The 14167-nt window shown below is 45.2% G+C and carries 9 protein-coding genes; all 9 read right to left on the reverse strand.

Annotated features, from left to right (window positions below; genetic code table 11):
• Positions 1-8: 8 nt before the first annotated feature.
• Positions 9-953 carry an ATP-binding cassette domain-containing protein gene (locus tag NSS77_RS01710; protein WP_342470108.1) on the reverse strand — a complete coding sequence of 315 codons (945 nt, stop codon included), beginning with the start codon at positions 951-953 and terminating at the stop codon, positions 9-11.
• Complete coding sequence (locus NSS77_RS01715) at positions 950-1948, reverse strand: ABC transporter ATP-binding protein (protein ID WP_342470109.1); 999 nt, start codon at positions 1946-1948, stop codon at positions 950-952. The genes NSS77_RS01710 and NSS77_RS01715 overlap by 4 nt, the downstream gene beginning before the upstream one ends.
• 217 nt (positions 1949-2165) lie before the next feature.
• A complete protein-coding gene (locus NSS77_RS01720; RefSeq protein WP_342470110.1) occupies positions 2166-3629 on the reverse strand; it encodes an alpha-amylase family glycosyl hydrolase in 1464 nt (487 codons plus the stop codon).
• 122 nt (positions 3630-3751) lie between these two features.
• Positions 3752-3901 (reverse strand): hypothetical protein, encoded by a 150-nt coding sequence (locus NSS77_RS01725; RefSeq protein WP_342470111.1) that lies wholly within the window; start codon positions 3899-3901, stop codon positions 3752-3754.
• Positions 3902-4049: 148 nt separating this feature from the next.
• On the reverse strand, positions 4050-4412 hold the full coding sequence (locus NSS77_RS01730) for a YisL family protein (RefSeq protein ID WP_342470112.1): 363 nt from the start codon (positions 4410-4412) through the stop codon (positions 4050-4052).
• Positions 4413-4604: 192 nt separating this feature from the next.
• Positions 4605-5507 carry a fumarylacetoacetate hydrolase family protein gene (locus NSS77_RS01735; protein ID WP_342470113.1) on the reverse strand — a complete coding sequence of 301 codons (903 nt, stop codon included), beginning with the start codon at positions 5505-5507 and terminating at the stop codon, positions 4605-4607.
• 70 nt (positions 5508-5577) lie between these two features.
• The gene (locus tag NSS77_RS01740) at positions 5578-6753 is read right to left on the reverse strand and encodes a DUF418 domain-containing protein (protein WP_342470114.1); all 1176 of its coding nucleotides are present in this window, start codon (positions 6751-6753) and stop codon (positions 5578-5580) included.
• 75 nt (positions 6754-6828) lie between these two features.
• Positions 6829-10566: a helicase-exonuclease AddAB subunit AddA gene (gene addA / locus NSS77_RS01745; protein WP_342470115.1), complete on the reverse strand. Its 3738-nt coding sequence runs from the start codon at positions 10564-10566 to the stop codon at positions 6829-6831.
• The gene (addB, locus tag NSS77_RS01750; RefSeq protein WP_342470116.1) at positions 10544-14056 is read right to left on the reverse strand and encodes a helicase-exonuclease AddAB subunit AddB; all 3513 of its coding nucleotides are present in this window, start codon (positions 14054-14056) and stop codon (positions 10544-10546) included. The genes addA and addB overlap by 23 nt, the downstream gene beginning before the upstream one ends.
• Positions 14057-14167 lie beyond the last annotated feature (111 nt).

Raw genomic sequence — 14167 nt, forward strand, 5'->3', positions numbered from 1 at the left:
TTCCATAATCATACAATTTCTTTTTTGCTTGAAGCGGAAACGTAATGGGTATCCGAAAGGGGAATCAGGTCATACACTCGTCCATTTTCATCAAAGGCTTTATGGATATGCTTTTCATACACTTTTTCAAAGGCTTGCCGGGCGGATTTCCGTTTTTCCCTTCCGACCGGTGTTGATGCCGGTATGGATGAAAGCAGCCGTTTGGTGTATAGATGTTTCGGATTTTCGTATATATCCTCCTTCGTGCCGCATTCCACAAACCTTCCTTTATACATGATGTAAATATAGTCGCACATATGTTTTACGACCCCTAAATCGTGGGAGATGAACAAATAGGTCAATCCGAATTCCTTCTGCACATCTTTCATAAAATTTAACACTTGTGCTTGTACGGATAGATCAAGGGCGGAAACCGGCTCATCGGCAATGATCAGTTTCGGGTTCGTGGCAAGGGCCCGTGCGATATTGATGCGCTGCTTTTGCCCTCCTGAAAATTCGTGCGGGTATTTCTCTTTCGAATCGGCGGGCATCCCCACAATTTCAAGGAGTTCATCGATTTTCTTCATTTCTTCCCTTGGCGGCAAATGCAAAAAATTCCGGATCGGTTCTGCAAGGATATCCGCGATCCGTTTTCTCGGATTTAAGCTGGAATGGGAATCCTGGAAAATCATCTGCACTTCCCGGTGAAAATGGGAGGTGCGCGATTTCCGATCCTTCGTCACATCTTCCCCTTCAAAAAGGATTTTCCCTGATGTGATTTTCTCAAGGCCGATCAGCGCTTTTCCCGTCGTCGACTTCCCGCAGCCCGACTCCCCCACAAGCCCGTACGTTTTTCCCTGTTCAAACTCCATATCAATCCCGTCCACCGCATACACCCAATCGATGACGGAATTAAAAAATCCCCCCCGGATCGGATAATGCACTTTTAAATCAACGACTTGCATGAAGCTCAATCAGCTTCCCCCTTTTCATCACGGAAACGGAAATACTTCCAGCACGTACATTTGACGAAATGGTCCTTTGAAATTTTGTGAAACTTCGGCTGTTCTTCATGGGCTTCTTTTGGAATCCATGGAATGCGATGGGAAAATCTGCATCCGTTTCTCGGCAAATTGATCAGAGAGGGTACGATTCCTTCTATGACATGGAGGCGTTTCTTTGTGGAGTGAAGTTGTGGCATGGAGTGGAATAATAATCTTGTATATGGATGTCTCGGATTGGAGAACAACTTCTGCACCGGCGCTTCTTCAATGATTTCTCCCGCATACATCACCATCACCCGGTCGGCCATTTCCGCAACCACCCCCAAATCATGGGTGATTAAAATAATGCCTGCACCGGTTTCTTTTTGCAGCTCCTTCAACAAATCCAATATTTGTGCCTGAATCGTGACATCCAAAGCCGTTGTCGGTTCATCGGCAATGATGATTTTCGGTTTGCAAGAGATGGCGATCGCAATCATCACCCGCTGCCGCATTCCCCCGGACAGCTGATGGGGAAATTGTCTGGCCGTCTGTTCCGGCCGATGGATGCCGACTTGCTTCAACAATTGCAAGACTCTCTCTTCCCGTTCCACTTTTGACAATTCCGTATGATAGGTCAACGCTTCTTCGATTTGATCGCCAATTCGCATCAACGGATTCAAAGCGGACAAAGGATCCTGGAAAATCATCGCAATTTCCGCCCCACGGATATGGTCCATTTCCTCTTCGGACAATGCCAACAGATTGCGCTCCCCGTAAAGGATTTCTCCCGTCACCCGCACATTCCGCCCGTGATGGAGCCCGATGATGGAAGTGGCCAGGGTGCTTTTCCCGCAGCCAGACTCCCCGACGATGGCAAGAATTTCGTTGTTTTTTAACGTGAAGGAAACCCCATCCACCGCATCGTAAAATGCGTCATTTATCCGGAATCCGACATGCAAATTTCGGACGGCCAACAAGTCCATTGGGAAATTCCCCTTTCCCTTGCAATCGATGTTAATGAATTGTATGAATCGAAGTGGAAAATCATTAACTTGGGCAACCGGTTACAAGGGGAAAATTGAATGGACATCCCCCTAAACACACCAGATTTTTCCACCCTAATACAAAAGCATCTTTTCCGGAAAAAATAAAACAGCGAAAACCCAACCATTTGGATTTCGCTGTTTTATTTCATTTCAATTATTCCGCTTTAGATCGTTGACGTTTTCCCCGTTTGATCAATGCCACGACAAAGGCGATGAAAATAATATAAACAAATGCCAATGCGATGATATATGAAATATTGATGCCTTGTTCATCAATCACTTGATAAATTTCAACAACTTCCCGATCCTGGACAATTCTGAAAATGCCGTCATCGCCTTCGCGGAATATTTCACCTTCCAAAGTTCCGCGGATTTCTTTATTCTCTCCGACCAGCTCTTTTGGAATTTCAATTTTCTTTCTTTCGCTTGTATTGTTGATGACGACGATCCAATTTTCTTTATCGGATTTGCGTTGGAAAACGATTAATCCACTGTCGTTCTGAATGAGATTAAACTCCCCTTTGCGGAGGGTTTCCGATTGATTTCTCAATGTTTGAATATCTTCAATATAATCTTTCAGTTCTGTATCCGTTTTAAAATTATAAAGTTGGTGCGCTTCCGGACCCGCCTTTCCGTTCATGGCGATTTCCGTACCATACTGCATGACAGGTACCCCCGGCAAAAGCAAAGCCGCACCCAATACCATTTTCAACCGTGTCGGAGGATAAATTTCAGCAGTATATAAAAAGCGGTCCGAATTGATATGATCGATCATGATTTGCGCTGGGATGTCCGTTTCCCCCTTGGCGAACGCATTGAAATATTTCATTAAATCCGCCGTATCTTCATCCACATTTTTGAATGCATAACGGAAAATATCGCTCACTTCATTGAAATATTCCGCATCAAAATGTGCATCGCTTTCACTGTTGGAAATCACATAAATCGACTCATCGATGGATTTGATGGCATCAATCATTTCGTTCAAAAAGTCTGTATCCGCATCTTCCATATTGGTTAAGCGGACACCATCCAACCCGAATGTGGAAACGAAATCAACAACCGCATCGATCAATGCCTGTTGCACTTCTTCATTATCCAAATCCCAGCGGACTTTTCCATCCGTTTTCTCCAAAATCCAGGAAGCTTTGGATGGATCCTTCGCCCACTCATGATTTTCGCTCACATTGGAAAGCGGGAAATCCACCATGACGGACATGTCATTGTCTTTCACGAATTGGATCAACTTCTTGAATTCATCTTCCGTGCCAAAGTTTGGCTCTATTTCACGGTAACTTGTCACAGATGAACCATTATAAGTTTCCGTTGCAAAGACCGGTCCAAGGGAAAGGATGGAAAATCCCATATCTTTGATTTGGGAAAATTTATCTATGATTCCTTGGAAATCCCCTCCGGCAAACTTCTCTACATTTTTCGGATCGGTTTTTGAGCTGTCATCATTGCTGTTCGTGGCGTTAAAATACCGGTCAACCAATACATCGTATATGCTTTCATCAGCAATTGAGCGCTTCTCTTCCGCGCTTGCTACTGGCGTCAATACACTTGCGGATAATAATGTAGCCATTGCTGTCGTTTGAATCCATTTCTTGAGTTTCAAAATAATCCCTCTCCTTTAAAACCAATCAACGACATTTTACCAAAAATGTGGACACTGCTCTCCATAATTAAGAAAAGTTTTATCAAATCCGCTTGTATATTTGACGAAATTGTGACAAATAATCACGGCCATTTCCCGTGCCCGCCTTGCTCTTCCTCCAATTCATCCCATTCTTCCTTCCGGGGATGCACCGGGTTTTGCAAAAAAGCGAAAACAAGGAAAAATATCATCAGACAAGCGGTGAATACAAGCATGAAAATTGAAATCATCATCCATTCCCCTTCATTTTCTCAGTTGAATTCATTTTAGAGGAATTGAGAAAGAATTTCTATTACTTCCGCTCCATTTCTTGCGCAACGACCAAAGATTCCAATAAAAAACGCAAAGTACGAATCCTTGTACTTTGCGAATCGCAATCATTTAAGCTAAGAAGTTCATACCCATCGGCAATTTGAATCCGTAGAATAATGTCCAAAATAAGAAAATGACAAACAGAATCCAAAATGCAGTCGCTGATTTCCCTTTGGATTGGCGGACAAGCACCATTTCCATCATACTGATCACCAAAATGCCCAAAATGAGCTTAATGCCATAGTTCATGCCTTGGCCGTAATCCATCGCTTCAATAAATAAAGCGCCGCCCGTGATAATGATTAAAATATAGAATAGACGCAATGCCATATGTAACCCTTTATTCGGTTTGATGGCCCCAATAAGGAACAAGATGATTCCGATAAACCATGTTGTAATGTGTAAATGTGTCGAGCTAGTCAAAAAATCCATTAATTCTCCCACCTCATGTTCATTTTTCATTCATTGTCCATGCTATCATGGGATTTAGTTTAATTCAAATATAATAACCTTTATTACTTGGAAGTCATTTTAATATATAGAAAAAGAACCCGCAAGTTTTTTTGCATTTTATTGCAAATATTTACGGGTTCTTCCATTCATTTTAGCGAAATTCAAAGGTTTTTATTCAAAACGGTTTGTCAATGTACCGATTCCTTCAATGGAGATTCTCACGACATCCCCGGATTTTAAGAACTGTGGAGGATTCATGCCTTTCCCGACCCCTTTAGGCGTTCCCGTCAAAATGACATCGCCGGGCTCCAACGTTACATGATGGGAGATGATGGAAATCAATCGATCGATCGGGAACATCATATCTGCGGTATTTCCGTTTTGCCGCACTTCCCCATTCACCTTTGTCACGATCGTCAAATTTTGAGGATTTGGAATTTCATCTTTCGTCACAATGTAAGGGCCCATCGGACAAGTGGCATCCAAACTTTTGCCCAAGAAATATTGTTGATGGCGCTCTTGAACATCACGGGCTGTTAGATCATTGGCGATCGTATAGCCGAAAATATAATCATAGGCCAAATTGACAGGAATGTTTCTGCCAACTTTTCCGATGATCACCGCCAGCTCCCCTTCGTAGTCAAGGGAGTCGGTTTTGTCCGCATGGATGGACAGCACTTGATTGTCAGCCGCAATCGCTGTCGGAGATTTTGTGAAAATGACCAAATCGGACGGAGCAGCTTCTCCTCCCATTTCCTTTGCATGTTCATCATAGTTTTTCGCCACACAAATAATATTTTTTGGGGTTCTTGGGATCGGCGACAACCATTCAATCTCGCTGAAAGATAATTTGAACTTATCCGGTTTGTCCGATTTTTCCGCTACTTCCACCAATCTGCGGATCTTCTCAACAAAATCATACCCCAATGCAACGCCTTCAATAATCGTTTGCGGGAAGGATGGAAACACTTCAAGGGATTCCTGGATCGCCAATACATCCCAAACGGCTTCTTCTTTTTTTACTTTTGGACCAAATTTCAATTGATTATTGAATTTAAAGGATAGAATCTTCATCAGTAATAGCCCCTTTTCATTTTCACAAATTATTTCTGATATTAATAACAATATTACATGAAAAAAACCGTTATTGCTCCATTTTCTTTAACGTTTTTCCGTACGTGATCCGTTTGACCAGGTATTCCAGCGGACCTTGCCGGAACTTGATGAACCATAGCTCGGCAAAGGCGGCTTGAATCACATAAATGCTGATGGCAATCACTATTCCCATCAAGACATCCACTTTGCCGTAAAGGCCGAAACCGTAATTGTAGAACAACAACGTACAAATGACGGACTGCATGAGATAAAGGGTCAAGGACATGCGGCCCGCTTTGGCGATTGGGCTTAACAGCTTCGGAAGGAATGGGATGAGGCAAAGGAGCACAATGGCTGATGCATATCCGACTGCGACAATCGGTCCTCCCATATAAACCCGGACATATTCCCATAAGTAAGTCCGCGTTGTATGGAATGGATAGCTTTTTAAAAACAGCCCCCCCGCAATGCAAACAATGGCAAGGATAATCCATCTCCCTTTCAACTCTTTTGCCCTTTCCACCAGTCGCCATTTTGCCGCTGCCGCTCCGACCAACATATATGGAAGGATTGTAAACATGGCACTGATCCACATTGATGGAGACATTTGGATCGCCAAATCATTTAGGCGCTGCATGAATGCATCTTTCCATGTCCCGATTCCGTAGGCAGTAATGGCATCTTCTATCGCACTTATATCGACAAACGTTTCATACTCATCATTGGCAATCTCCGCCATCGCATAAACGGAAATGATCAATGTATGGAAAAGTCCATTCAAAACCAATGCAATGGAAAGCATCCAGCCGCTATTCAATCTCAGCAGCAAAATCAGAAAAAAGCCGCAAACCGCATACATCGTAATGATGTCGCCCCACCAAAGGAGAAAGGCATGCAGCAAACCGATGATGAAGAGCACAAGGAGGCGCTTCAATGCAAACGGATAAAAATTCGTCCCCGTCCGTTCCGCTTTCATGTACTGCATCGCCAAGCCGTAGCCGAACAGCATGGAAAACAAAGGATAAAAGCTTCCTTGCACATATATATCAAGCAATTGATAGTTCAGTTGATCATGAATGTCCGTGAACCAACTGTTCAAATCATGGACATGGGGAAGCGGTTGGGAAAAGGCGAACATGTTGACAAGCAAAATGCCTAGCAGACTCACTCCCCGCATAATATCGAGGGTATGGATTCTTTCGTTTAACGTCGTTGGTTGAAACATTTCATTCGACCTCCTAAATACAATTAAACTACCATTTTCCTAAATAACTTACAAGAAAAATTGACGAATGATGTTTCAAACCAGCGACCCCAATTGCACCTCTTTCCCGGCATCGAACAAGTAGAGCATCTTTTCATCCACTTTGATGCGAAGAATCTTTTCGACCGCTTCCGTATAAAGTCGGATTTGTACCCCATAGCGTTTCGTCACTTCACGGATCAGCGCCTCTTCTTCCTCAAAGGAAGGCAAAATTTTATCCGTTTTGTAATCAAGAAGCACCCATCTTCCATCCTCATCCAGCATCAGGCAATCGACAATCCCCTGAATGATTTGGGAATCGCCGTCCGCATCTTTCACGTTTAATGTGAACGGCACTTCCCGGTACAATTTTTGCGCATGGCTGAACCGCTGTCCGATTGGAGTCTGGAAGAAATGCAACAGTTTTTCCAGCTCGATTGCTTTCCGTTCTTCTTCCGTAATCAATTGTTTATTGGCAAGCCCATCAAGGAATTGCTGCGCTTCCTCCATGCTTTCAAACCCTTGCTGCGGCACATGTTGCATCACCGTGTGCATCGCTGTCCCGATTTCCGTCGCCGTCAACTGTTTTTCTTCCATAAACAATGGCCGCTTCACAAGGGATTTACCGCGTTTTTTTAAGATGAGCTTCATGATCTCCGCATCCTGCTCTTCATCCTGCCGCAAGTTTTCAATGCGCTTCATTTCGGATACGCTTGTTTTCGATTTTTTCTTCGTCGCCCGTTCAAACGGGTATGCGTAAGTAAATCGGCGGTTGAGCTCTTGCAGCAAGTGTTCATCCACTTCTTCCATTTGTCCGTTGGTTGCCGACTCTTCCGCTTCCAACGGTTTTTTCAGGAACGTTTCATTGGAGATGACACTCACTTTCCAGGCGGACGGATGCGGTATCGGCATGTATTCTTCATCACTGAATTCTTTAAAAGCCTCATGTCTGCTGATGGCTGGACCGATCCAATCAAGGTAACTTTTTGCTCCCGCCCTTACATAGTCCGGCAGCATCTCATGGTGGGGCAAGCTTTGCATTTCACACCAACTGTGTTTCGTTTTCTCCCAATCTTTCACGGAGCCGACGAGAATGAGACGCTCTTTCGCCCGGGTCATCGCCACATATAAAATCCGCATTTCCTCAGCAATCATTTCCAATCTTTTCTTTTCCTTCATGGCCAAGAACGGCAATGAAGTGTACATGATCCGGTTGTCCGGGTCGATCGCTTTCACTGCAAGACCGTAAGTTTGATCAAATAGATACGGTTCGTTGAAATCCTTCAGATTGAATTTGTTGCCCAGTCCCGCCACAAATACAACGGGATATTCAAGCCCTTTGGATGAGTGGATGGTCACTAATCGGACCACATCATCCTTTTCTCCAATGGCTTTGGCGATGCCCAAATCTTCTCCGCGGGCTTTCATCCGGTCGATGAACCGCAAAAAGCGGAACAAACCGCGGTAAGAAGATTTTTCGAAAGTCAATGCCCGGTCATGGAGGGCACGCAAATTGGCTTGTCTCTGTTTGCCGTTGGACATGGCGCCAACCATTTCATAGTAATGGGTGTCCAAATAAATTTTCCAAATCAAATCGGAAAGGCTGCCTCGCCGTGCCATATCCCTCCACGTATCAAGCTGCCGCAGAAACTTCTCAAGTTTGGATTGGGCTTGGGCTTCAAGTCCTGAATGGCCCTGTTCAACAAATTTTTTGACCGCCTCGTAAAAAGGCGCGTTCTTTTCGGTTAAACGGATCAGCGCCAATTCATTTTCCGTAAGCCCCACAAATGGCGCCCTTAAAACCGATGCCAATGGAATATCCTGATACGGGTTATCGATGACTTTCAACAAATTCATCATGATCATGACTTCCAAAGCATCGAAATACCCTTTCGAGCTTTCCGCATATAACGGGATATTGGCCGCCTTGAATTCCTCGATGATATCGTTTGACCACGTCATGGAACGCATCAAAATGACGATGTCGCTGTAACGCAACGGGCGGGTTCTTTTCGCCGGGTCTTTTTGTTTCGTATCATAAACGGTCGCCCCGGCCTCCATCAATTCTTTGATGCGCTGAATGATGTAGCGGGCTTCCTGCTGGGATTTTTTCATCTCTTCTTCCAAGATGGCTTCCAAATCCTCTTCCTCGTCACTTCCGGATGAAGCATCGGGCTGTTCTTCGTGGATGATGGCCAATTCCACCGGCACTTCTTCCTCATTGTACGGCGCGCCCGGTTTCAAAGCCGCCTTCTCGTCGTAAGTGATTTCCCCGACCTTTTCGCCCATCACCTGCTCAAAGATGCAGTTCGTTGCGTGGAGGACTTCCTTCCGGCTGCGGAAGTTGGCATTCAAATCGATTTTTAAACCGCTTGTTTTCGGCTCTTCCTCAAAGGTTAAATACTTATGTAAAAAGAGCATCGGTTCCGCCAGACGGAAACGGTAAATGGACTGCTTCACATCCCCGACCATGAACATGTTGCCATTGCTTTCATCGCCGCTTTTCACCAGTTGCAAAATCGTTTCTTGCAGCATATTCGTATCCTGATATTCATCCACGAGCACTTCTTTGAACCGCTTTTGAAATTCCAACGCGACAGGAGACGGCTTGATCTGTCCATCCTCTTCCACCGTCAATATTTCCAGGGCGAAATGTTCCAAATCCGAAAAATCCATGATGCCTTTTTCCAGCTTTGCCTGCTTAAATTTCTCGCCAAATTTCAGAGTGAGTTCGACCAATGTTTCGATCGCCGGTGCCATGAGGCGGATTTCTTCAATGAGCCGCTCCGGCTTTCTTGCAAAATACGTTTCCTGGATTTTTTTTACGACCTCTTTCGCCTTATTCCGTTTATCCTGCGCTTTCTTCTTCAATTCCTCATCGCAGGAATCTTTCGCCACCCGGGCAAGGGTCTCCCATTTCAACGTTGTAAAGAAATCGTACGCTTCTTGCCAGGAAGAACGGATGCGCCGCAACGCCTCCTGAATGAGCGCCAAATCCAATTCCACCGTCGCCCCATAGGGGTACGGACCATCCGGCATCAAAGCATATTTTCTGACCGACAAGAGATGAGACTTTGCTTCCTCCAACTGAAATTCAATGGCATTTTTCACATGTCCGATGAAAGGCAGCTCATCCACCGTGATGTGATCCGGAAGCCGGTATTGCTCCACAAGGGATTGTAGCCATTTTTTCGGTTCCGGATGCACCATTGCATTGTCATACAACTGTTCGATGAGCTTTTCAATTTCCTGGTCATCCCGGTCGGAGGTGAAACTGTCCACCAACCGGTAAATGCGGTTCACGTCCGAGTCCTCTTCCGCACTGTAGGCTTCTTCCATGACGTCTTTTATCACATCATCCCGCAATAAAGAGATTTCCCCTTCACTGGCAATGCGGAATCCCGGATCAATGTCAATCATGTATGCATATTGCCGAACGATGGATAAACAAAAGGAGTGCAATGTGGAAATTTGCGCTTTATTGACAAGGCTCAACTGCTTCCGCAAATGGGCATTATGCGGATTCTTCGCAATTTCCTTTTCCAAGGCACCGGCGAGTCGATGGCGCATTTCCGCTGCTGCGGCGTTTGTAAAGGTCACGACGAGCAGTTCGTCCACATCAATCGGATTTTCCTTCGAGATGACTTTTTCAATCATCCGGTTGACCAGCACAGCCGTTTTCCCTGAACCGGCCGCAGCAGAAACGAGAATGTCCTGCCCCGTTGCCCAAATGGCTTTCCATTGTTCGTCAGTCCATGTGGCGTCCTTTGGTTTAGAAGGAATCGGATTCATCAACATTCAACTCCTTTCGAATTTTATCAATCACGTTCGGCAGCTTGTCCGCCTGCAACCGCAGATATTCGCCTTCCGTCGGGTCGAATTGGCACACCGACTTGAACTGGCAATAATCACAGGCCGTTTTGTTTTTCAACTTAAACGGCCGGATGGAGGTGTCACCGCTTAAAATGGATTCCCCCGCTTCCTGGTGTTTTTTGCGGACAAATCGGCGCAAATCCTGCATCGCATCAGGAGGGACCACTTTCGAAGTTTTGGCAAATTCCTGCTTTTTCGTAATGGATACCGGAATGATGATTGACTTGCCATCCACTTCCAGACGTTCATCCATTGCCATCACAGCCTCCTGGTCTTCCGCCAGCAGCCCTCTCATTTTGAACATTTTCAGCCGTTCTTCTTCGACCTGCATTTCATTTAATTCTTTCTCAATTTTTAATAGCGGATTTTGCACATGGACGTAGAGCACTCCTGCCGGCAATGCCGATTCTTTCAACAAGATGAACGAGTTTTCCACCGCCACATCCAAATACGTCAACAATTGCAAAGATAGGCCGTAGTACACTTCATTCAAATCCAAATCTTTGCCCGATGATTTATAATCGATGACGCGCAAATACGTTTTGTCCCCCACTTTTGCATAGTCAATCCGGTCGATGCGGCCGCGCAATTGCATTCTTCGTCCGCCGCTTCTTAACGGAATTTCCAATGGCGGCAATTGTTCTTTCGGACCAAAAGAAGCTTCCACGGCAACCGGTTTGAAAAATGAACTTTTCGCATGATGCGTCAAGGCGACCATCGTTTTTTCGATGATGCGCATGAGTTTCCGCTGAATGTAACGGTAACGGGAACTGCTTAATAAGATTTGGTGGGAGAAGGCCGGCACAATCCGTTCCACCGCCTCACGGGCAAGATATGCGCATTGTTCCCGCGTCAATTTATTCCATGGCAAATTCAAACGGTTCGTTTCCATGGAAATCCATTTCAATGCTTCATGGAACAAGTCCCCCATTTCAAAGGTTTCCAGCCGGAACTCCGGCCGCTGTTCCAAGCGGAGGCCATAAGTTGCAAAATGGGCAAATGGACAGCTGAAATATTTTTCAATGCGCGACACGCTGGAAGTCAATTCATCCCCGTACAATGCTTCCGTCAACGGCTTTTGCAACGGTTCCGAAACATTTTTCTGTTTGAGCGGCTTCATCACAAGATCAAGCACCGGTTTCCATTCTTCGCTCCGTTCATAAAATGCCTTCAACGCTTGCCATTCCGGTGCCAGTTCCTCCGATTCCGCCTGCTTCAACTGGGTCATCAGGTAGGCAAGGGAAGTTCTCGGATGGCGCAAATATGAAAGCACATGGGACCGATCCCACTCTTCAATCGGATCGACGAAAATCCGTTGTTGAGGCAGCGTGCTTTCACCATCCACTTCAAACAAATTGAGCAGCCGCTGAACATATAGGGATGGCAATAGCGCCTTGCTTTCCTCGTCGCTGCTTGAATAAGTCACATACAACCGGTCCGTCGGAGAAGAAAAGGCACGGTAAATGTAGAAGTTTTCTTCCATTAAACGGTGTTTTGAAGTCGGGAACAATTCCATATCAATGCTTGAAAACCATTCCCGATCCGAGTCGTTCATCAGCCCTTCATAGTCGATCCGCATCGGATACACCCCGTCATTCACGCCGATGACGAACACGACTTTCATATTGTCAAAGCGGGAAAACTCCAATTGGGAAACCGTCACTTCATCGATGGCCGGAGGAATTTTGGAGAAAGTGAGGGTATTATAACCTTCATCCAAAATTTTTGCGGCCTCCTCCACCGTCAAAGGCTGGTCACCAAACATGACAACGAATTGTTCAAGCACATTCACCCATTGGTTCCAAGCCTGGTCATGTTCCATCGCTTCTTCCAAACGGCCGCTTTCCAGCTCTTTATCTTTCAACGCCTGGAGTTTTTCGAACACTTGCAATTCATCCATGCAGGAGAATAAAGCAAAGGCGATTTCCTTCCCGTTCCGGGCTTTCTTCAATTCCCGCTCCAATTTCAGCAATGGCTCCCGGACATACCCTTTCATTTCATCAATGATCGCTTGGACCTTCTGTTCTTCATCGGTCTGTCTTTTTGAAACATACTCCAGGCCGCGGTATTTTTTATAAAACCATCGATCATCCTGCATCCACCGATCCCCGTAAATTCCTTGGGCAATGACGAAGTTTTCGAATAGATCCGCCTTCTCCCGCATTTCTTTCACATCGGAATGGAGGGGGAAAAATAAATCCGTTTTCACACTGCGGAAAATCGGCTCATATTTCCAACGGGATGTGACCACTTCCAAAACGGAACGGCTGAATTCTATTAATGGATGATGCAGCATCGGCTTTTTCTCGTTCGTAAAAACAGGAATGTCGTATTGGGCGAAAATTGTCGAAATCAACGGATCATACACTTCCGCTTGCCGATACATAATCCCTATATCACGATAACGAATGCCCTCCTCTTGCACCAACCGTTTTATTTCCCGGGCAATTCCATGAACTTCTGCCCGGCGGTTGGATCCTTCAATGATTTGGACAAAACCTTCCGCTTCCATCTTATCCGGAACCGGCTCATGAAACTCTTGTTCCACATGCCGTAAATCTTTATTTCGATAACGATGCACCGTTTGCATATGTATGCGCGGTTCGATTTCAATCCCAAAATTTATCGCTTCTTGCCGCAATTTGTCGTACATCAACGCCGCGCGATGGAACACCGCCTGCTCATCATCTTTATCCTTTTCATCTTCAAATGGAAGAACCACCGTCACCCGTTTGGTCAGTGTCAACAGCTGCTTGATGATCTCAAACTCCCGGACGGTAAAGAAAGTGAATCCATCGATGTATACATGGGTATCTTTCAATTTTTCGGAGTTCTTCATTTGCCGGATTAAAAACGGGTACAGTCCGTCCCCTTCCACATACCTGTCTCCTAATATTTCTTCCAATTTTTGAACAATGATTTGCAAGTCCTTCGTTTTCGCAATCAATGTATGAGGAGCTTCCGATTGTTCAAATTGGTCGATCGCCACTTTCAACGCCTGGTTATCGATGTTGAACTGATTAAATTCCCTGATCATCTTTTCAATTTCTTCCGTAAATCCCGGTTTGTCCGCAGCTTGGCCGAATAAAGCAAATTGGTCTTTGTTCTCTTCCAGCAGCCGTCTCAGGAGCATGCGATAGCCGATTTTATCCACTTTATCTTTGGCGATGCCCCCGGTTTCCTGCAATATATGCCAGGATAATCGCTTGAAAGTCATGACCTGGGCCCGGATCAAACCTTCGATCCCATAGTGGTTCGTCAGCTGGTATTCCGTCGAAAAGGACATTTGATCCGGAACGATCAAATAAATGGGGGGACCAAAAGGATTGGATTTCACTTCTTCCACAATTTCACGGTGTATTAAGGCCGTTTTTCCTGTCCCGGCCCGTCCGCTGATGATTCGTAATGACATGTCGCTCCTCCTTCTTTATGAAAATCGTAATATAATTATAGTATATTTTTTCATCGATTCGTCATCTAACGTTAATGAAAAAAGCCCCGAAAATGTCTGATTTTCGGGACA

Origin of the sequence: Ureibacillus sp. FSL K6-3587, from assembly GCF_038593165.1 — a bacterium.
Taxonomy (GTDB): domain Bacteria; phylum Bacillota; class Bacilli; order Bacillales_A; family Planococcaceae; genus Ureibacillus; species Ureibacillus suwonensis.